The organism is Ruegeria sp. HKCCD7181 (genome assembly GCF_057221055.1).
Genome location: NZ_JBWVBC010000002.1, coordinates 104,332 through 124,667, shown reverse-complemented (window position 1 = coordinate 124,667; position 20,336 = coordinate 104,332). Strand labels below are relative to the sequence as shown.

The window sequence follows — 20,336 nt, the reverse complement described above, 5'->3', positions numbered from 1 at the left end:
CGGTTTTGTGACCGGGGCTTTTTGCGTTCTGTGGAAGAGATTATACCAGCCGGACTTGAGTTCCGATCTGCACCAAAGGATACAGTTCCTCGACATGCTGGTTGTAAAGACCGATGCATCCGGACGAGCTCTGCCGACCGATTTTGCGAGTATCATGTGTTCCGTGCACCAGATAGGCTGGCCAAGATAAGTACATTGCCCGTGTGCCCAGCGGATTGCCTGGCTCGCCGCCTTCCATCCGAACTGGAAGCGATGGGTCCCGTTCGCGCATCGAAGAGGTTGGCGTCCAGCTTGGATTCTCGCTTTTACGGACCACTTCAGTATAACCGCGCTTGGTGAGTTCCTCGCTTTGGGGAACGGAACTGGGGTACAGTTTGTAAGTTCCATCTGCGCCCCAATAATGCACAGCGCGGCTGGTGATATCGGCCAGCAGGCAACCAACGCCCAGCTCGTCGAAATGGTCCTGCCAGTTCTGCTGTGAGAATGAGGAGACGTTACGGCGCACCGGCAATTGTGTGCTTATTGCATCCTCGTCCTGCGGAAACGCGTCCAGACTTTGCGCCCGCACAAGTGCAGGGGTCGCCAAAAGGGACGCAGCCCCTATCAGGGCAGAACGGCGGGTCATGCGGAATTGGGACAAGGTTGCCTCCGGTTAAATGATCTGCTCGGGTCGTTATTTGCGGGTAAAATATTGGTGTCGGCGCGTGATTTCCAGTGGCTCGGCTCTGAATTTGTTGTGAATGTGTGCGCAAAAAAGAAAAACGGCCCGAAACCGGGCCGTAGTTCCTGATTTTATTGGAATTCGCCCGCGGGCTTAGTCCATGGCTTTGAAGTTGAACTCGCCACCTTCCTTGATGCCCGACGGCCAGCGCGACGTCACAGTCTTGGTGCGGGTGTAGAACTTGAAGCTGTCAGGGCCGTGCTGATTCAGGTCGCCGAACATGGATTTCTTCCAGCCGCCAAAGGTGTGATAAGCTAGCGGAACCGGGATCGGAACGTTGATGCCGACCATGCCGATGTTCACACGGCTGGCAAAGTCACGCGCGGTGTCACCGTCGCGGGTGAAGATCGCGGTACCGTTGCCGTATTCATGATCCATCGCCAGCTTCAACGCTTCTTCATACGAACCCGCACGAACCGTGGACAGAACCGGACCAAAGATTTCTTGCTTGTAGATGTCCATTTCCGGGGTCACGTTGTCGAACAGGTGTGGGCCGACAAAGAAACCATCTTCATAGCCTTGCAGGCTGAAGTCGCGGTTATCAACAACCAGCTTTGCGCCCTGTTCCACGCCCGAGTTAATCAGGCCGAGGATGCGTTCCTTGGCGGCGCCAGTGACAACGGGACCCATATCCACGTCATCGCCTGCGGTATAGGGACCAACCTTCAACTTTTCGACACGCGGGATCAGCTTTTCGATCAGCGCATCGGCAGTTTCCTCGCCGACGGGCACCGCAACCGAAATGGCCATGCAGCGTTCGCCGGCTGCGCCAAATCCAGCACCAACCAGCGCGTCAGCGGCCTGATCCAAGTCCGCATCGGGCATAACGATCATGTGGTTCTTGGCACCACCGAAGCACTGCGCACGTTTGCCGTTCGCGGTGGCACGGGAATAGATGTACTGGGCAATCGGTGTTGAGCCTACAAAGCTGACGCCCTGAATGATCTCGCTGTCCAGCAGAGTGTCTACTGCCTCCTTGTCGCCATTGACGACCTGGAAAACGCCTTTGGGCAGACCGGCTTCGACAAACAGCTCGGCCAGCATCAAAGGAACCGACGGGTCACGCTCGGACGGCTTCAGCACAACTGCGTTGCCGCAGGCCAGGGCCGGGCCAACGTGCCACAACGGCATCATGGCGGGGAAGTTGAAGGGCATGATCGACGCCACAACACCCAACGGCTGACGCATGGAGTACATGTCGATGCCGGGGCCAGCACTGTCGGTGAACTCACCTTTCAGCATTTGTGGCGCTCCGATGCAGTATTCAATCACTTCCAGTCCACGCTGCAGGTCGCCCTTGGCGTCGGGGATGGTCTTGCCATGTTCGCGGCTGAGCGCTTCGGCCAGTTTATCCATGTCGCGGTTCATCAGCCCGACCATGGCCATCATGACGCGCGCGCGTTTCTGCGGGTTGGTTGCACCCCATGCTACCTGCGCGGCAGCCGCGTCTTCGATGGCGGCTGTTGTTTCAGCCACGCTTGCCATCGGGCATTTGTACTGAACCTCGCCGGTGGCGGGGTTGAAGACGTCGTCGAAACGGCCGGACGTACCAGCCACGTTCTCGCCGTTAATGAAATGGGTCAGATCTTGCATTGCAAACTCCTCCGGTGAATTTGCGCGCAGAATAGGCTTGCAGAAATCCCGCGAACAGAGGCAATATTTCAAAAGAGCTTTGCAAAAATGCAAAAGGGGTGAAATGAATCCGAATTGGGATGATATGCGGGTCTTTCTGGCTGTCGCGCGCGAAGAAAGCTTGTCTGCGGCGGGACGGTTTCTTAAAATTGACCCTGCCACAGTCGGGCGCCGGATTGCGCGGTTAGAGGCGGCGGTGAATGCGATCTTGTTCACGAAATCGCAGCAGGGATATTTGCTGACCGAAGCAGGTGAGCGCCTTATGGATCATGGGTTGCAAGCCGAAGAGGCCATGCGTGCCGCGGCTGGGGTTGTATCGGTTCGGACGAAGTCTCTTGGCGGTCAAATCAGAATTGGCGCGCCCGACGGGTCTGCAAACTACCTGTTGCCTCAGGTTTGTGCACGGATCAGCGATGCCAATCCGGACCTGGACATCCAGATCCTGGCACTTCCACGCATCATCAACTTGTCCCGGCGCGAGGCCGATATGGCCGTCACCGTCAGCGCTCCCACGGCCGGCAAATTGCTGGTGCAAAAGATAACCGATTATCGTCTGCACTTGGTCGCAAGTCAGGACTATCTGAACCGACACAATGAGATTCACTCGGTGACTGATCTACAAGGTCACCGGATGATTGGTTACATTCCGGATATGATCTTTGACCGTGAGCTGGATTACCTCAATGACATTGGGGTTGACCGTGTCGCGCTTGCATCAAACTCGGTTTCTGTCCAACTGCGGCAGGTTTCGCTGGGCACCGGGGTCTGTGTAGCGCACGACTTTACGCTGCCGTTTCATCCCGGTTTGCAGAAAATCGTGACGGATCAGGTAAGTCTGACCCGCAGTTTTTATCTGGTTCGTCATCAGGGTGATCAACGTAACGAACGGCTGAACCGTTTTGCTGATGCATTGAAGCATGGTATCCGTGACGAAGTTGCGCGGCTGGAAGGTCAAGCAGGTGCTTGACAGGGTCTGACATTCCGGCAACGCTTTGGAAAACGTGAAATTATTTCGGAGGTGTTGCAAATGCTGGTCCAGGGCATTCTCAAGTCGAAGGCCACTGATAATGTGGTGACTGTGGAGCCTACTGCAACGGTGTCTGAAGCGGCAAAAATTCTGGCCGAAAATCGGATTGGTACGGTTGTCGTATCCGAGGACAACGGTAAGACAGCCGCCGGTATTTTGTCTGAGCGAGACATCGTTCGCGAGCTCGCCGCCAGCGGCAGCGGGTGTCTCGACAAGCCGGTCAGCACCTATATGACGCGAGAGCTGGTAACGGCCACCCGTCAGGATACGGTACAGGGTATCATGTCACAAATGACCGAGGGCCGTTTTCGCCACATGCCTGTTATTGAAGACGGAAACCTGGTGGGCATTGTGACATTGGGCGACGTGGTCAAGGCGCAACTGGCGGAACTGGAGATGGAAAAAGATGCCCTTGAAGGCATGATTATGGGCCACTGACGGCTCGCGGGCCTATTTCGGCCTCTTGCACCTGCGGTAAAGTTGTGTTTGCTTGCGCAGAAATAATGTTGCGCAGGAGAGCCTGATGCGGGTTGGATTGTATCCCGGAACCTTTGATCCAATCACCATGGGTCATATAGATATCATCCGTCGTGCATCGGCGCTGGTTGATAAGCTTGTGATTGGTGTCGCGATCAATCGAGACAAGGGGCCTCTGTTCTCTTTGGAGGAACGCGTAGCCATGATCGAGGCTGAATGCGCGTTTCTGACCGAACAGACAGGAACCGAGATTGTCGCGCATCCCTTCGAGAATCTGCTGATCGATTGTGCCCGCGATGTTGGGGCTCAGATCATCGTGCGCGGTTTGCGCGCCGTTGCGGATTTTGAGTATGAATTCCAGATGGTTGGAATGAATCGGGCGCTGGATGACTCGATCGAGACAGTCTTTCTGATGGCCGAGGCACGGCATCAGGCTATTGCGTCCAAACTGGTCAAGGAGATCGCGCGGCTGAACGGGGACGTATCGAAGTTCGTCACGCCGCGGGTCAACGACGCCCTAAAAGAGCGTCTAGGCTAAGCCACCCATCGCGGCAGCCGTGTCCAGCATGCGGTTCGAGAATCCCCATTCGTTGTCATACCACGCCAACACCCTGACCAGAGTGCCGTCTGTCACCTTGGTTTCTGTCAGCGACACGGTCGAGCTGTGCGAGTCGTGATTGAAGTCGACAGAGATCAGAGGTCGTGTTTCTGTAGCTAGAACACCGGGAGTTTTGACCGCGGCCTCGACGAACAATGCGTTGACTTCTTCTTCGGTTGTGGACCGGGAAACTTCCGCAACCAGATCAACAGCAGACACATTGGGTGTCGGCACGCGAATGGCTTGCCCAGTCAGTTTTCCCGCCAGTTGCGGCAGAACCAAACCCACCGCAGAAGCTGCCCCTGTCGTTGTTGGGATCATCGACAGCGCTGCAGCACGGGACAAGTAGGGGTCTTTACCCGCTGCATCATGTACCGGCTGGCTGGCTGTATAGGCATGAATCGTCGTCATGTTGCCATGCTTTATCCCCAACCCAGCATCCAGAGCAGCTGCGACAGGCGCCAGGCAATTTGTCGTGCAAGACGCGTTTGAAACTACCTTGTCCTCGACCGTCAAATCGTGATCGTTGACGCCGAAAACAACGGTTTTGACAGCTCCGTCGCCCCGGGCAGGGGCAGAGATCAGGACTTTGTTTGATCCATTCTTGAAATGCCGCGAGGCCGAGTCGCGCGTGCGGAATACGCCGGTGCATTCCAGAACCACGTCCACATCCGACCAGTCCAGAGACTCGGGATTACGTTCGCTGCTCAGTCGGATGGGGCCGCTGCCAATATCCAAACCGGCTTCTGACAGGGTAACAGGGTATGGAAAACGGCCATGCACGCTATCGAATTCGAACAGGTGTGCGTTCATTTCAGGCTTGGCCAGATCATTGATTGCAACAATCTCGATATCAGTGCGCCCGGTTTCCTTCACCGCCCGCAAAACTCCGCGCCCGATCCGTCCAAATCCGTTAATAGCCAGTTTGAGTGTCATTATGCGCTCCGTCAAAATGCGGTTCAAAATTGGTTAGCGCTAACAAAGCGAGGCAAGTCAAAAAGTCAAGGAAAACCTATGTTACCGCCAGAAGGCGAGCCAATCCAAAAAGCTGTAAAGTTTCTTGCTGAGGAACAGCAGATGATCGGTTCCGAAGAAGGCGATGTCCAGCATTATCCCGCCGAGAATTAGGATTCCAAGCCAGATGGCGATTTGATTGGTCATGGCTGTCCCGAACGAAAAAGGCCCGCCCAGATAACCTGAGCGGGCACAATGGTACAAGCGAAGTCCGAAGGCTCAGTTAAGGCGGCCCATGGCTACGGCAACATCTGCCATACGGACCGAGAAGCCCCATTCGTTGTCATACCAGGCCAGAACGCGCACCATGCGGTTGTCGACCACACGGGTCTGATCCGGCGCGAAGATCGAGCTTTCCTCGGTATGGTTGAAATCGGTTGAAACCAGCGGTGCGGGTTCAAAACCCAAGACCCGCTGCATTGGGCCTTTCGCGGCTTCTTCGACAATAGCGTTGACTTCGGCAACGGTAACGTCACGCGAAGCGCGGAAGCTCAGGTCCACGGCCGAGACATTCGGGGTCGGGACGCGAATTGCGGATCCATCCAGGCGACCCTTCAGGTTCGGCAGAACCTCTCCCAGAGCTTTGGCCGCTCCGGTGCTGGTTGGAATCATCGACATTGCAGCAGCGCGGGCACGGTAGAGGTCGCTGTGGCGGCGGTCCAGCGTTGGCTGGTCGCCGGTGTAGGCATGGATCGTGGTCATGATGCCGTGTTCGATACCGATGCCTTCGTCCAGTACTTTGGCCAGCGGTGCCAGGCAGTTTGTGGTACAAGAGCCATTGGAGACCATCTTGTCTTCTGTCGTCAGGCTGTTGTGGTTCACACCAAACACAATGGTTTTGTCGACATTCTTGCCAGGAGCCGACAGCAGGACCTTCTGCGCCCCACGCTCAAGATGCGTTTGAGCCTTCAAACCGTCATTGAACTTACCAGTACATTCCAGAACAACGTCGCAGCCATCCCAGTCCAGTTCATTCATGTCATAGGTCGAGAACATCTCCATCGGGCCACGGCCCAGATCCATGGTGTTGCCGTTGATGGATACATCCCGCGGGAATCGTCCGTGAATGCTGTCATATTTCAGAAGATGCGCTGAGGTTTCCAGCGGGCCGGTTGCGTTAACCTTTATCACTTCGATGTCGTTGCGTGCCGATGCGGCGATGTGCGACAGCGTACAGCGGCCGATACGACCAAAACCATTGATACCGACCTTGATGGTCATATGATGTCTCCAAATGCGCTTGCTTCGCAGGCCATATAGCCGTGAAAGGGGAATCTCAAAAGGGCAAAAATGGTATATTTTGAAGGTGGTAGCGCAAACTTCACCCGATTGCGCTAACGCTTGCGCTAAGGGTTGGATCAGGTAGTGTCGGCATCGGCGGCGAAACGAGAGGATGCGCGATGAGTGGTCTTTTGGCCCTGTTGGACGATGTGGCGGGCATTGCCAAGGTTGCGGCAGCGTCAGTAGACGACGTTGTCACGGCGGCTGGCAAGGCCGGTGCCAAAACAGCAGGTGTGATCATTGACGATGCCGCGGTAACGCCGAAATACGTGCAAGGCTTTGCGCCTGCACGAGAGTTACCGATCATCTGGCGCATCGCGCGCGGGTCCGTTTTCAACAAGATCGTCTTGTTGTTACCTGTCGCTCTTCTGCTCGCAAATCTCGCGCCATGGCTGATCACCCCGTTGCTGATGATCGGTGGATCATATTTATGCTTCGAAGGTGCCGAGAAAATATTCCACGTCCTGTTTCCGCATGGCAGTCATGTCATCGATGAGGACATGAAAAATCGCGACCCCGGACATCTGGAAGAGCAAAAGGTCAAAGGTGCGATCAAGACCGATTTCATTCTGTCTGCCGAGATCATGACTATCGCATTGGCTGCTATCGAAGCGCCCAACTTGTGGATGCAGGCGGCGACACTGGCTGTTGTGGGGATTGGTGTGACGGTCGCCGTTTATGGCTCGGTCGCGCTGATCGTGAAGATGGATGATGTGGGCCTGTATCTGGCGCAGAACGCGCCGACGCCCGTGGGGCGTGGCTTGGGGCGTGGTCTGGTCAAAGCAATGCCTGGCGTGATGAAGACGCTGTCGATTGTCGGAACCGCGGCAATGCTGTGGGTCGGCGGGTCAATTATCATTCACGGAATGGAAGTTCTGGGTTTTGGCTGGCTGGGCCATCACATCCATGACTGGGCCTATGCCATCGGGCATTCCGTTTCCGCGCAGTGGGTTGGGGCGGTTGAGTGGATCTCGAAAGCCGCGATGGACGGTGTGTTCGGCCTGGCCTGGGGATTTGTACTGATCCCGATTGCAACCAAAGTGATCGGGCCGTTGCTAAATTCAAAGTCGAAAGAGACTAAGACGCACTGAGTGAAATATAGATTGGGAGCATCAGGAAAACCTCGCACGGCAATCCTCAGGAATCTGTCTGAGCCGGGAAAACCGCAAAGGGGTATCACGTCAGCAACTGGGAGCAGCTTGTCCCCAGCTCTGTCATTGTTGGGTAGTGCCTTCAGCGAAGCAGCCGACATAATGCCATTCAAGGCAGATGAACTATTTGGTTTCTTGCATTTTCGCCTTCATACCGCACGTCAGGCAAAGAAACGCAGTGGTTGGTTGCCTGGTCGGCTGTACAATCGCTTCAGCGGGCAGTCCGCTGAGTATATTCCGCTTTCCGGAACACAGATTATTCAGACGTTTTCAGCGGCAGGCATTCAGGCGCCGGATTTCATCGTAGTCAGAGGCAGATACGAATTGCGTCTAGACTACGCTCAAAAAGCCTATGACGCTTTGAAAAGACAGATCGAAGAATAACCAAACGGAAAAGGGCGGCCAAAGCCGCCCTTTGCTTTACTCTTTGTGATTGGCCTACAACCCCAGCAGTTCCTTTACCTTGGCAACCGTTGCCTCGGCGGTGATGCCGAAATGCTTGTAGAGCTCACCAGCCGGTGCCGACGCACCAAAACTGGACATGCCGATAAACCCGGCCTTGGCCTCGCGGCCACGCTCACCCAGCAACCAGCGGTCCCAGCCACCGGCGCGGACCGCGGCCTCGATACCGACGCGGACAGGGCCTGCAGGCAGGACGCGCTTGCGATAGGCTTCGTCCTGCGCGGCGAACAGTTCCATACAGGGCATGGAGACGACACGGGTGCCGATGCCTTCGGCCTCGAGAAGTGCCTTGGCTTCAATCGCCAAAGAGACCTCGGAACCGGTCGCGATCAGGATTGCCTGCCGCTTGCCTTCAGCCTCGGCCAGAACATAAGCTCCTTGCGCAGTCAGGTTCTTGGTCTTGTGATCCTTGCGCACGGTCGGCACGCCCTGACGGGTCAGCGACAGGACAGAGGGGCTGTCTTTGAAAGTCAGCGCCAGTTCCCAGGCCTCGGCGGTCTCAACGGTGTCAGCGGGGCGGAACACATAGGTGTTCGGGGTCGCGCGCGAGATCGCCAGGTGTTCGACCGGTTGGTGGGTCGGACCATCTTCGCCCAGTCCGATCGAGTCATGGGTCATCACGAACACGCTTGGCACCTTCATCAGCGCTGCCAGACGCATGGACGGGCGGGCATAATCCGTAAACGCCATGAACGTTCCGCCATAAGGGCGGATACCGCCATGCAGAGCCATGCCGTTCATCGCAGCGGCCATTCCGTGCTCGCGGATGCCGTAATGGATGTAGCGACCTTTGCGATTTTCCGGCAGGAACACGCCCATATCGGCGGATTTTGTGTTGTTCGAACCGGTCAGGTCTGCCGAACCGCCCACAGTCTCGGTCATGATCGGGTTCACGACGTTCAGAACCTTCTCGGAGGAGGCGCGAGTGGCCAGTTTAGGCTGATCTTCCGACATCTGTTTCTTGAACGCGCGGATCGCACCGGCCAGTTTCTTGGGGGCTTCGAACGCGTAGGCGCGGTTGAATTCGGCCTGCTTACGCTCAGACAGCTGGGCAAAGCGTTCATCCCAAGCGGCACGTTCGGCTGCACCACGAGCACCGATGGCTTCCCAGGCGGATTTCACATTCGCCGGGATCTGGAACGCTTCATGCGGCCAGCCGTAGCCTTCTTTCGCGGCTTTCAACTGATCTTGATCCGTCAGCGCGCCGTGACCCTTCGATGTATCCTGCGCGGCGTGGCCCAGAGCGATGTGGCTCTCACAGGCGATCATCGTGGGTTTGTTGGATTTCTTCGCCTGAGTGATGGCAGCGTCGATAGCTTTGGGGTCGTGGCCGTCAATCTCGATCACGTGCCAGCCCGAGGCTGCGAAACGGCGCACCTGGTCTGTGCGGTCCGCCATATCAACAGTACCGTCGATGGTGATGTTGTTGTTGTCCCAGAAGACAATCAGTTTGCTCAGCTCGTGGCGGCCGGCCAGCGTAATCGCCTCTTGGCTGACGCCTTCCATCAGGCAGCCGTCGCCTGCAATCACATAGGTATAATGATCAACGACTTTTTTGCCGTAATGCGCGCGCTGAATTTCTTCAGCCATGGCAAAACCAACCGCGTTCGAGATACCCTGACCCAGAGGGCCGGTGGTCGTTTCGATACCGTTGATCAGGAAATTTTCCGGGTGGCCCGCTGTCTTGGCACCCAACTGGCGGAAGTTCTTGATTTCTTCCAGCGTCACGTCGTTGTTGCCGGTAAGGTACAGCAGCGAATACACCAGCATCGAGCCATGACCCGCCGAAAGGATGAACCGGTCGCGGTCAGGCCAGTTCGGGGCCGAGGCGTCAAATTTCAGGTGCTTTTCGAACAATACGGTCGCAACATCGGCCATGCCCATCGGCATACCGGAATGGCCGGAATTGGCGGCGGCGACGGCGTCAAGGGTCAGGGTGCGGATGGCCGCAGCTTTGTCCCAGTGTTCGGGGTTGGCTTTGCGCAGCGCAGTCAGGTCCACGGGCGTTATTCCTTTGGGTTACGGGCAGATGGGCGCTGAATACCATCCAACTTCCAAAGTGCAAGCAGAACCGGTCCTTGATCCGGGTACTTGGTTCAAGAGTGCAGCCCAAGTGATTGAAAGCAAAGAGTGGGTATTTTCCACCACATTCCGTTAGACTAAGCCCAGAGAGCTGCCACCGATGATTCGGGCAGGCGTGCAGCAATACGAACCTTGATAAAGAGGTGACAGGGGCATGAGTCAGATCGAGGAATTACAACGACGTATCATCACCGCCATGGAGCGGATTGGATCCGGGGTAGATGCTTTGAAAGATGCAGCCCCCGCAAGCGCATCGGTAGATCAGGAGTTACGTGTTGCGCTGGAAGATGAGCGCGTAGCCAACGCTCAGTTGGAAGAGCGGATCAAGTCCCTGAAAACGCGCCACGATCAAGAAATCGACAACTTACGCACTGAGTTGGAGAAGGCAGAATCTGTGCCCGCGGATGACTCGGAAGCGGAGAAATTGCGCGAACAATTAGCCGAGATGGCGTCAACTCTGGCCTCGGTTGAAGCTGCCCGCGCAGAACTGGCAGACGCGAAGGCGGCGTTGGATAACAGTGAAGAACTGGAAGGGCTGAAGACCGAAAACGCCCAACTGCGTGCGGAACTGGCAGACAGCGAGCGCGTAGCGGAATTGAGCGCCGAGCTTGAAATGCTTCGTGCAGAACGCAGCAGTCATGGTGCGGCAATGTCCCGACTTGATGATGATCTGCAACGGATGCGCAAGGCAAACGAACAATTGCGCGCGTCTGTCGACGAGCTGCGGGCCGCGTCGCAGGACGGCCTGCCCGATGCCGAGTTGCTAAATCGTGCCACGGTTGCTGAACTCGAGGCGACCCGCGCAGCACAGGCAACCGATGCGGCTGAAGCTCACGCGGTTCTGGCTCGTCTGGAACCGCTGCTGTCGCAGGCCAAACTGACAGAAGGAGAGGTGGAATAATGCCCGAGGTCACTATTCATATCGGTGGTCGGGACTTTGACGTCTCGTGTCAGGAAGGGGAAGAAGTTTTCCTGATGGCAGCTGCCCAATTGCTGGATGATGAGGCGCAGGTTCTGTCCGACCAGATTGGTCGTATGCCGGAATCCCGGATGCTTTTGATGGCAGGGCTGATGCTGGCGGACAAGTCGGCGGCGATAGACGACAAAATCAAGACGCTGGAAGCAAATCTGGAGCAAACGAAGGCCGAGTTGCAAACTCTGCGCAACGCACCCAGGCCCGAACCTGAGCGGATTGAGGTCGCGGTTGTACCGCCTTCCGTCACCGATACGCTGGCTGAAATGGCAGCCCGCGCCGAAGCACTTGCCGCGGTTGTCGAAGAACAGGCGAGTAAATGAGAGTATTGCGATCTACGTTCTGCGGCGTGATCCTGTCAGTCTTGGCCACATCGGGGCTGGCCGACATCGATATTTTGTCGGTGACGTTCACCTGCGAAAACGACACGCAAATCCCTGTGTCTTATTTCAACGCCTCTGACGGATCGGGCGCTGCAGCGATGGTAATTGATGGAACACTTGTGGCGATGCGGCAGGCTCCAAGCGGGTCCGGCATTCGCTATGAATCCGAGGGAGCCGTGGGCACTTATTCGCTACGCTCAAAGGGGTGGGAGGCGACGATATCCCACCAAGCGGTCGGTGACACAGCCCCTGAACTGGTATTGTTCAAGGACTGCACCAGTCGCTAGTTGCCGGATTACGCGTTTGCTTCGCGGATCTTGTCGGCTGCGTCTTTGTTGTAACCGACACCGTTTTCGTCAAACAGTGTGTCCAGCTCGCCCGACAGGGTCATCTCGGTGATGATGTCGCACCCACCGACGAATTCTCCTTTGACGTAGAGCTGAGGCACTGTCGGCCAATCGGAATAATCCTTGATGCCCTGACGCACGTCTTCGTCGGCCAGAACGTTCACGTCGGCATAATCGACGCCCATGTAGTTAAGCACACCGGCCACGCGCGACGAGAACCCGCACTGCGGCATTTCCTTGGTGCCTTTCATATACAGCACTACGTCGTTGGCTTTGACGGTTTCGTCGATCTGAGTTTTAACGTCGCTCATCTTGCTTTTCCTCTTCACCCGCCTTCGGGGTGGTCGTTTCGTTCTTAGATGGGTCGGGTACCCATCCTTCTTCTTCCAGCCGCCGATGCTCAGCCTGCGCCAAGGCCAGCGGATCAAGTCCGTATCTTTCAATGCCGCCCACTTTGCTGAGTTTGTCCGGGTCCGGACGCATGTCGGCGAGCTTTCGTTTTTTGTTCCGTTTCAGATAGGCTTCGATCAGGGCGGCGGCAACTATCAATGCTGCGATTACACCTATCCAGAATACCCAGCCATTCATTTTTTAGCACTCAACCTTGGCGACGTTCGTAGTCGCGGCGTCTCATTTTCCTTGTGACGCGCCAATACCTCGGCCCGTACTTTAGCAGTTTCGGAAGATCACAACACAATAGCGCTAAGAAGTTGACAATATCAAAGACCAGATAGATCAGCCTCGGCAGAACCCATCCGATCGGCTCATCCATTATTCCGGAACTTTTGTCGTCAACGCCAGTGCGTGCAGTTCTCCGTCCGGGCCGTCCATTTTGCCTTTCAGCGCCGCATAAACAGCGCGTTGTTGCTGAACCCGGTTTTTCCCGCGAAAGCTCTCGTCTACGACCATGGCGGACATATGCACACCGTCCTGACCTCCAACCTGAATCTCCGCGTTCGGAAACGCTTCACGCAGCAGGTGTTCGATTTCGTGGGTGCTCATCGGCATGTAGGTTACTCCAGAAGGTCTTTCTCAAGATGTAGAGCGATGGACGAGCCCGTGCAAGGGGCTGCGATGCTCTCAAAAAAGGCAATCCCTGCACCTTGGCGAAGGTTCAGGAATTGTATTCGGCAGGGGATTGCCGACACTTAGGCGACGGCTTCAGCAAAGCTGGTACGGAACGTTGCGGTCAACTCGTTCAGTGGTGCCTCGGATGCTCCAATCTTGACGGTTTCGCCGGTAAAACGCCCCACCGACACCAACGGAACGCCGGCCTGACCGGCGGTAATCATCAGCGCCTCGGCCTGGTCGAAATTGCAGGCAACCAGATAACGCGCCTGATCTTCACCAAACAGGAATTCGGTCGATGCGTCATCGAGGTGGACACCTATGCCAGCCGCTTCCGCCAGTTCGAACGCGGCCAGCGCAAGGCCGCCATCGGCCAGATCGGTACAGGCTTTGATCATCTCGCGGTTGGCGCGGATGAAATCACCATTACGCGCCTCGGCGTCCAGATCGACATGGGGCGCATCGCCGTCTTCGCGGTTAAATACTTCGGCCAGCAGGGCAGACTGTCCCAGATGGCCATTGGTTTCCCCGATCACCAGGGCAACATGGCCTTCGCGTACTTCGTTTCCAATGATCTCATCTGAATGCTGCAACAATCCGACTGCGCCAATGGTCGGTGTGGGCAGGATCGCCTGTCCATCGGTCTCGTTGTACAGCGAAACGTTGCCGGACACGATCGGCATGTCCAGCGCGCCAACGGCGGCACCGATGCCCTGGATTGCACCGACAAACTGGCCCATGATCTCGGGCTTTTCCGGGTTTCCGAAGTTCAGGTTGTCGGTTGTTGCCAACGGTTTGGCACCAACTGCGGTCAGGTTGCGATAGGCTTCGGCCACGGCTTGCTTGCCGCCTTCGACCGGATTTGCGCGGACATAGCGAGGGGTAACATCGCTGGTGAAGGCCAGCACTTTGTCTGTCCCGTGAACACGTACCATACCCGCGCCCAAACCGGGCGTGCGGTTCGTGTCGGCCATGACCATTGTGTCATATTGCTCGTAAACCCACTGTTTACCCGCGTAGTTGGGCGATGCAAGCAAGGCGCGCAACCCATCGATCGGATCGATTTGCGGTACTTCGGTCAGCGCGGCTGGCTCAGGTGTTGGTTCCCATGGTCGGTCGTACTCGGGGGCAGTGGAGGAGAGTTTGGACAGGACGAGATCGGCCTTAACTTCACCATTGTGCATGATCAGGAAACGGTCTTCTGCGATAGTTTCCCCAACGATGGCAAAATCCAGATCCCACTTTTCGAACACGGCGCGGGCTTCGGCCTCAAGTTCGGGTTTGAGGACCATCAGCATACGTTCCTGCGACTCGGACAGCATCATCTCGTACGCCGTCATGTCTTCTTCGCGCTGTGGTACGTTTTCAAGATCGAGCCGGACACCCAGACCACCTTTGTCGCCCATTTCGACCGCGGAACAGGTCAGGCCAGCTGCGCCCATATCCTGAATGGAAATTACGGCGCCGGTTTGCATCAGCTCCAGCGTCGCCTCCATAAGGCGCTTTTCAGTGAATGGGTCACCGACCTGAACGGTGGGGCGCTTTTCTTCGATCGTGTCGTCGAATTCGGCCGAAGCCATGGTCGCGCCTCCGACACCGTCGCGACCGGTTTTGGCACCCAGATAAACGACAGGCATGCCAACACCCGACGCGGCCGAGTAGAAAATCTTGTCACTGTCAGCCAATCCGGCCGCAAAAGCATTCACAAGGCAATTGCCGTTATAGGCCGGGTGAAAGCGAACTTCTCCGCCTACGCACGGAACGCCAAAGCAGTTGCCGTAGCCGCCGATGCCTTCAACCACTCCGTTGACCAGTTGGCGGGTTTTGTGATGTCCCGGTTCACCAAAAGACAACGCGTTCATGGACGCAATCGGACGCGCACCCATGGTGAACACGTCGCGCAGGATGCCGCCGACGCCTGTTGCCGCGCCCTGATAAGGCTCGATATACGAAGGGTGGTTGTGGCTCTCCATCTTGAAGACCACTGCCTGACCGTCGCCGATATCTACTACGCCTGCGTTTTCGCCTGGGCCGCAGATCACTTGGGGGCCCGAGGTGGGCAGGGTGCGCAACCATTTTTTTGAGGACTTATATGAGCAATGTTCGTTCCACATGGCCGAAAAGATGCCCAGCTCAGTAAAGGTCGGCTCGCGCCCGATGATTTCGAGGATCATGTCGTATTCATCAGGCTTGAGCCCGTGGGCGGCAATCAGATCGGGTGTGATGGCGGGCTCTTGCATCGTTTATCCTGTGTCCAAGTGGGCCGAGATTGCGGGCCTTTTAGGGCAAGGGCGCTCCGGTGGGAAGGGCCAAGAGAGCGCAGGCGCGTCAGAACCGCTGGCCTACGTAGATATACAGGTTGTTTTCCTGCTCGTCATTGCGACTGACGTCGACTGAAAAGTCGAGTGGGAACTTCTTTGAAACACGATACCGCGCACCAATACCATAGGCCGAGTGGGTCCCACCGTCACTGAGGTCGCTGAAGCTGGATCCGACTTGTCCTGCCCCGGCAAAGGCGACCACCCCAATACGTTTCGTCAATCTCTGCCGCGCCTCAACCTGTAGAGATGCCGAATTGAAATCCAGAAACTGAGTGGCCGAAAACCCTCGGAAAGCATCAACCGTACCTAACCCGCATTGATCGAAAAATGGCGTACCCGAGGATGATCCACACACGGATGCCCGAGCGGCCAAGACTGTTTTCTCGCCGGGGCTGAAGTAATGGGTGTAGTTGGCATAGGCCTTCGAGTAATCCTCCAACACGCCTTTCAGTGAGTATCCATTATACGCTTCGACGTGCAGGTTATGGCCCAATGTGGGATAGACCGTGTCGTCGCGTGCATCCCAGTCTGAGATTAGCCCGATATTGCCGTATTCGGTGACCAGAAACTGATCGAAAGGCGGCGGAATTGGCGGCAGATTTGGGAAGTCCGGGGAAATGACTGTGTCCAAGTACCGTAAGCTCAAACCAAATGACAAGTCAGGCGTCACGCCATAGGAAACGCTAATTCTGGCCAGATCTCCGTCCTGTTGGATAGGTAGAACGCCGATATCCGTGAAAAGGTCGTATCGCACATCAGCCCGCCCATACAGTGCCTTGATAATCCAGCGATTTTGATCGAATGCAAGGTTTATAGAGGCGCCCCCGACCGTACTCCCATTATCGGATTTCAGCCCTCCAATTCCGAGAACCGAGGGTTTTGAGCCTTCATCCAGGGTGAAAAGATATCCGGCCCCTAAAACAAGACCAGAACCAATAGTGGGGTTGGAAAACGGGATGGGGGCAAGCACGAAAGACCCCCGCCGAAAGCCAATGTTTTCCTCTTTAGAAGCGCTATCCAGCCCGTTGGTTTGTACATCGACAACACTGCTGGAGCTTTGCGAAAAAGACTTGGTCGGAAGTGTGCCAAGTGAAATCGCAATTACTGCAAACACGGCGTTTCGAAGCATGTCTGCCCCTTCCGTGGCCAATTTGGTTTTCGGGCGAGTGACCCGTCTCCGGGTCACTCGTGCGTCAGGAAATCTCTATTTTCCTTCTTCTTTTTGTTTCGCTTGTTGAGCCACCGCATCACCCGCGGCGGCACCAATCGTAGCTTTCTGTTCATCGCTCAGGTGCTCGGCTTCATCCAAACCGGGAATGGCCACGCGGACCTCACGGCGCGCAAAGTCGATTCCGTTTGCATTGAACTCGGCCTTGACCCGATTGAAGATTTCCTTGCGCAATGTGAACTGTTTGCCGGGCTTCGCCATGAACTTGCCCCGGATGATCATGCCCACATCGTCAAAATCGAACACGCCTTGCGATTTGAACGGCTGTAGGAAGCCTTCCTTGTGAACCTCGTCCGCCATCATCTCGGCACCGATCTTTTTGAAGATCTTCTTGACCTTGTTTGGGTCGGTGTCGAAGGGAACGGTGAACTTCAGCTTCATGATCACCCAATCACGGCTGAAATTGGTCAACTTCTGAATCTCACCGTAGGGAATGGTGTGAACCGGCCCGCGGTGGTGGCGCAGCTGCATCGATCGGATCGAGATCTTTTCTACAGTGCCCATAGTACCGCCCACATCAACATATTCTCCAACGCGGAACGCGTCGTCGATCAGGAAGAAAATACCGCCGACGATGTCCGCCACCAATTTCTGTGCGCCAAACCCAATAGCTAGGCCCAGAACACCGGCACCGGCAAGCAGCGGAGTGATATTGATGCCCAGTGCACCAAGTGCCAACAGGCCGAAGATGACTGCGATCGTTACCTGAGCAGTAATCCGAAGCAACGGCAGTACCGTAGCCAAGCGAGAACCACCGACGCCGCCACCTTCGCCGCCAGCTTCCTCATCCAGCGCCTCTGCTGCGGTCTGTTCCTTGGCCAAGCGGCGGTTGATCCACAGTGAGACTACCTCGTTCATGATATAGCCAACAGCGATGATCAGCAGGAATTCGATGACCGTCCCGCCGACTTCGGCACTGACGCCCGCCGAGGCGACATGGCGAAGATCGAGTTGCCAGGCACGTGCGATCATGAACACAACGAACAAGCCCGCAATTACACGGCCAATCCGGATATAACTGCGCTTGGTTGAACGATAAGCACGCTCTGCCAGGGGACCTTCGCCGGACATCGGTGGCTGAAGGTGACGCACCAATCCGCGTATCAGAGTGTCGAGTGCAGGTGCGATCAACAACCAGAACATGGTGGTGAAATGCGGCCCCTGAACCAACAACGCACGAATTGCAGGATCGCGTTGCGCAGACAGGAACTCGACCAGCAGCCATATCACCGCCGAAACGCCAATGGCGAAGTAGGGGTAATATTGGGCAACCTCTTCGTCGAACTTGGTATGATCGGGATCAGTACCCAGCATCATCTGCGACAACCCCTCACGCGCAGTCCACGCGATTACGCCGATATAGACGTGAATTGCCGCGTTGAGCCAGAAGGCGATACGGGTATCGTCGGGAGTAACGCCGTTAAGCGCATTGAACCGGACGACGAACAACGTAAAACCGATCAGGATCAACAGGCCGATAAGGTTGCGGTGCAGGTATTTCGCCCAGTGATCGTCAATATTAACCAACCGAAACTGCGGCTTTTCGGGTGCCAGAATGAACCGAGAAGCTGCAGCGCCCAAACGAGGAATCCAGATCAGGTAGAACACAAAAGGTGCCGCATAAGTGATCTGTTCAACGGTCAGAAGTCCGCGCCCAACCGCGCGGATGACGACATAGAATACTACCAGCCCCGCAATCTCGCGGCAGAAACGGCGGAAAAGATAACGAACGGCGCCCCAAAGATCCGCTTCGTCTGCAACCTCTGTTGCCGCGTGCCATCTGCGCGTCAGAAAATCAAAAAGCTTCTCTGCTATGTAGCCGACCACCAGAATTGACAGGATCAGCCCCATAAGAACAAACACTCCGGTTGTTCCAAAGGTTGTCGAGAAGTTTTCGAACGCCGTGATTTGTGCACTGACGATATTTGGCAATGTGGTTAGAACATGAGCCCACGAAGTGACCATTTCCGCCCAGATCTCATTTATCTCGGTGAGGGGGTCTTCATGACCCTCCTTGGCTGCAGCTTGCTCTTCGGCAACTGCATCAAGGCGTTCCAGCAAGATGGCACGCACCTGATCGTCAGACATGCGTGCCACAAGGTCGTCGACCTGTTCAGGCGTTAGGTCCTCGGGGATGGTTACGGTTGATGTTGCGCCTGTTTCTTGTGCTTGAAGCGGAACCGCTAAGAATAGAACGGACACCAACGCCAGCAAAAGGCGGAGTGGTTGGAACATGGGTTTACCCTCGAACGCGATATTTTCATCGATTTTTTGAGATCATAGGCTCCGGCGAGCAATTTTCCCAGAGTTTTCGATGACTTGACACGATGCTTCTGGCAAAACCCAAAAAAAAAGGCCGAGCACTAAGCTCGGCCGTAGTCCAACAGGGAGGTATGAAGATGATGAGCGTTACAGCATCACCGCCTTCGATTGCTGATTTAGGGATCACTTTGTGAACGATCAAGGTGTTTTGGACGATAAAGGATCATGCCCGCTATGATCTGGTTGCATAGCTAGAGTTTTCCCATCTGCCTCAAATGCTTGCGGTGGGCAATGATTTCATCCTGCACGAAATCCCGGAATGCGGCCACGCGCTTGGAATGGCGCAATTCCTCGGGGTAGGCGAGGTAAACCGGAACATCGGCGATTTCGATATCCGACAAAACAGGTACCAGGTCGGGGAAGTCTTCGGTGACGTAATCGGGAAGAACGCCGATCCCGAGATCGTGCAGAACACCCTGAAGGACACCAAAGTAGTTGTTGACTGTCAGGAGTGAGCCGGGCTCATAAGTCATCAGATGCCGCACCAATGAGGCGCTTGCGCCGACCTGGGGCGCAGATGGGGTCTGGCAAATCAACCGGTGTTTGGAAATATCTTCAGGCTTTTCCAGCGGTGCGTCGTGCGCGTCCAGATAGCTGCGCGTCGCGTAAAGCAGCATCTGCACCGTCATCAGGCGTTTGCGGACAAGGTCGGCCTGGCTGGGCTCTTTCATGCGGATGGCCACATCGGCTTCGCGCATGGGTAAGTCCAGGACACGTTCCTCAAGCATCAGGTCGATGTTGAGATCGGGATATTGTTCGTAAAGCTTGGGCAGGCGTGGAGCCAGCCACAGAGTGCCGAAGCCGAACGTGGTTGTTACACGAAGGACGCCGAAAACCTCATCCTCGCTATCACGGATACGGGCAGCAGCAGCATCCAACCGTTTGGACATGGCCGAGGTGGCATCGAATAGCAACTCTCCCTGCTCGGTTAGTATCAGCCCACGGGCATGGCGATGAAACAGGGTCGCATTCAGTGATTCTTCCAGTGCGCGAATCTGACGGCTCACGGCAGATTGAGACAAATTGAGCTTGTCTCCGGCATGCGTGAGGCTGCCTGCATCCGCTACCGCGTGAAATATTCTGAGCTTGTCCCAATCCATCGTCGCAACTTTCGTTATCCTTTGGCAGGCCTATATGAAAGACGTAACAATTTCCACATTCAAACGGTGAAATCGTTACGGTTATGGGGAAATTTACTATACAGGTCAGCTTTTATGACCTAAAATAACTGGGAATGAAGCACACTAAT

Annotated in this window: 21 protein-coding genes; 8 read left to right on the top strand and 13 right to left on the bottom strand. The window is 55.9% G+C overall.

What is annotated here, in order from left to right; all coding sequences use genetic code 11:
• Positions 1–40: 40 nt before the first annotated feature.
• Both AC2TCY_RS04060 and AC2TCY_RS04055 read right to left on the bottom strand, forming a co-directional pair.
• A complete protein-coding gene (locus AC2TCY_RS04060) occupies positions 41–625 on the bottom strand; it encodes a L,D-transpeptidase (RefSeq protein WP_480846359.1) in 585 nt (194 codons plus the stop codon).
• A gap of 189 nt (positions 626–814) precedes the next feature.
• Positions 815–2,314, bottom strand: a complete 1,500-nt coding sequence (locus tag AC2TCY_RS04055; protein ID WP_480845662.1) for a CoA-acylating methylmalonate-semialdehyde dehydrogenase — start codon at positions 2,312–2,314, stop codon at positions 815–817.
• 103 nt (positions 2,315–2,417) lie between these two features.
• Here AC2TCY_RS04055 and AC2TCY_RS04050 point away from each other — a divergent pair, with 103 nt between their 5' ends.
• The 3 genes from AC2TCY_RS04050 to coaD all read left to right on the top strand — a co-directional run bounded on the left by AC2TCY_RS04050 (position 2,418) and on the right by coaD (position 4,395).
• Positions 2,418–3,320, top strand: a complete 903-nt coding sequence (locus AC2TCY_RS04050; protein WP_480845661.1) for a LysR family transcriptional regulator — start codon at positions 2,418–2,420, stop codon at positions 3,318–3,320.
• A 60-nt stretch (positions 3,321–3,380) separates the two neighbouring features.
• Positions 3,381–3,818, top strand: coding sequence for a CBS domain-containing protein (locus AC2TCY_RS04045; RefSeq protein WP_480845659.1), 438 nt, complete (start codon positions 3,381–3,383; stop codon positions 3,816–3,818).
• 85 nt (positions 3,819–3,903) lie between these two features.
• Entirely contained in the window at positions 3,904–4,395 is a 492-nt protein-coding gene (coaD, locus tag AC2TCY_RS04040; RefSeq protein WP_480845658.1) for a pantetheine-phosphate adenylyltransferase, read from the top strand.
• Here the strand turns inward: coaD and gap (AC2TCY_RS04035) are convergent.
• The 3 genes from gap (AC2TCY_RS04035) to gap (AC2TCY_RS04025) form a co-directional block, all read right to left on the bottom strand.
• Positions 4,387–5,391 (bottom strand): type I glyceraldehyde-3-phosphate dehydrogenase, encoded by a 1,005-nt coding sequence (gap, locus tag AC2TCY_RS04035; RefSeq protein ID WP_480845656.1) that lies wholly within the window; start codon positions 5,389–5,391, stop codon positions 4,387–4,389. The genes coaD and gap (AC2TCY_RS04035) overlap by 9 nt on opposite strands.
• An 81-nt stretch (positions 5,392–5,472) precedes the next feature.
• Positions 5,473–5,616 (bottom strand): hypothetical protein, encoded by a 144-nt coding sequence (locus AC2TCY_RS04030; RefSeq protein WP_480845655.1) that lies wholly within the window; start codon positions 5,614–5,616, stop codon positions 5,473–5,475.
• Between the two features lie 72 nt (positions 5,617–5,688).
• A complete protein-coding gene (gap, locus tag AC2TCY_RS04025; protein ID WP_480845653.1) occupies positions 5,689–6,690 on the bottom strand; it encodes a type I glyceraldehyde-3-phosphate dehydrogenase in 1,002 nt (333 codons plus the stop codon).
• A 179-nt stretch (positions 6,691–6,869) separates the two neighbouring features.
• Here gap (AC2TCY_RS04025) and AC2TCY_RS04020 point away from each other — a divergent pair, with 179 nt between their 5' ends.
• Both AC2TCY_RS04020 and AC2TCY_RS04015 read left to right on the top strand, forming a co-directional pair.
• On the top strand, positions 6,870–7,841 hold the full coding sequence (locus tag AC2TCY_RS04020) for a DUF808 domain-containing protein (protein WP_480845651.1): 972 nt from the start codon (positions 6,870–6,872) through the stop codon (positions 7,839–7,841).
• A gap of 162 nt (positions 7,842–8,003) precedes the next feature.
• Positions 8,004–8,285, top strand: a complete 282-nt coding sequence (locus AC2TCY_RS04015; protein ID WP_480845650.1) for a hypothetical protein — start codon at positions 8,004–8,006, stop codon at positions 8,283–8,285.
• Between the two features lie 54 nt (positions 8,286–8,339).
• Here AC2TCY_RS04015 and tkt read toward each other — a convergent pair whose 3' ends face one another.
• Positions 8,340–10,364, bottom strand: a complete 2,025-nt coding sequence (gene tkt, locus AC2TCY_RS04010; RefSeq protein WP_480845649.1) for a transketolase — start codon at positions 10,362–10,364, stop codon at positions 8,340–8,342.
• A gap of 235 nt (positions 10,365–10,599) precedes the next feature.
• Here tkt and AC2TCY_RS04005 point away from each other — a divergent pair, with 235 nt between their 5' ends.
• The 3 genes from AC2TCY_RS04005 to AC2TCY_RS03995 are packed head-to-tail and all read left to right on the top strand — an operon-like array spanning position 10,600 to position 12,088.
• Complete coding sequence (locus AC2TCY_RS04005) at positions 10,600–11,346, top strand: hypothetical protein (protein WP_480845648.1); 747 nt, start codon at positions 10,600–10,602, stop codon at positions 11,344–11,346.
• Complete coding sequence (locus AC2TCY_RS04000) at positions 11,346–11,741, top strand: cell division protein ZapA (protein ID WP_480845647.1); 396 nt, start codon at positions 11,346–11,348, stop codon at positions 11,739–11,741. The genes AC2TCY_RS04005 and AC2TCY_RS04000 overlap by 1 nt, the downstream gene beginning before the upstream one ends.
• Positions 11,738–12,088, top strand: a complete 351-nt coding sequence (locus AC2TCY_RS03995; RefSeq protein ID WP_480845646.1) for an MliC family protein — start codon at positions 11,738–11,740, stop codon at positions 12,086–12,088. The genes AC2TCY_RS04000 and AC2TCY_RS03995 overlap by 4 nt, the downstream gene beginning before the upstream one ends.
• A gap of 8 nt (positions 12,089–12,096) precedes the next feature.
• Here AC2TCY_RS03995 and grxD read toward each other — a convergent pair whose 3' ends face one another.
• The 7 genes from grxD to AC2TCY_RS03960 form a co-directional block, all read right to left on the bottom strand.
• Positions 12,097–12,459: a Grx4 family monothiol glutaredoxin gene (gene grxD / locus AC2TCY_RS03990; RefSeq protein ID WP_480845645.1), complete on the bottom strand. Its 363-nt coding sequence runs from the start codon at positions 12,457–12,459 to the stop codon at positions 12,097–12,099.
• Positions 12,446–12,736, bottom strand: a complete 291-nt coding sequence (locus tag AC2TCY_RS03985) for a hypothetical protein (protein WP_480845644.1) — start codon at positions 12,734–12,736, stop codon at positions 12,446–12,448. The genes grxD and AC2TCY_RS03985 overlap by 14 nt, the downstream gene beginning before the upstream one ends.
• 183 nt (positions 12,737–12,919) lie before the next feature.
• Positions 12,920–13,156 carry a BolA/IbaG family iron-sulfur metabolism protein gene (locus AC2TCY_RS03980; RefSeq protein ID WP_480845643.1) on the bottom strand — a complete coding sequence of 79 codons (237 nt, stop codon included), beginning with the start codon at positions 13,154–13,156 and terminating at the stop codon, positions 12,920–12,922.
• Positions 13,157–13,296: 140 nt separating this feature from the next.
• A complete protein-coding gene (gene purL, locus AC2TCY_RS03975) occupies positions 13,297–15,456 on the bottom strand; it encodes a phosphoribosylformylglycinamidine synthase subunit PurL (RefSeq protein ID WP_480845642.1) in 2,160 nt (719 codons plus the stop codon).
• An 88-nt stretch (positions 15,457–15,544) separates the two neighbouring features.
• Positions 15,545–16,666, bottom strand: coding sequence for a BamA/TamA family outer membrane protein (locus tag AC2TCY_RS03970; RefSeq protein ID WP_480845641.1), 1,122 nt, complete (start codon positions 16,664–16,666; stop codon positions 15,545–15,547).
• 75 nt (positions 16,667–16,741) lie between these two features.
• Positions 16,742–19,000, bottom strand: coding sequence for a mechanosensitive ion channel family protein (locus AC2TCY_RS03965; protein WP_480845640.1), 2,259 nt, complete (start codon positions 18,998–19,000; stop codon positions 16,742–16,744).
• A 278-nt stretch (positions 19,001–19,278) separates the two neighbouring features.
• Positions 19,279–20,187 carry a LysR family transcriptional regulator gene (locus AC2TCY_RS03960; RefSeq protein ID WP_480845639.1) on the bottom strand — a complete coding sequence of 303 codons (909 nt, stop codon included), beginning with the start codon at positions 20,185–20,187 and terminating at the stop codon, positions 19,279–19,281.
• Between the last annotated feature and the right edge of the window lie 149 nt (positions 20,188–20,336).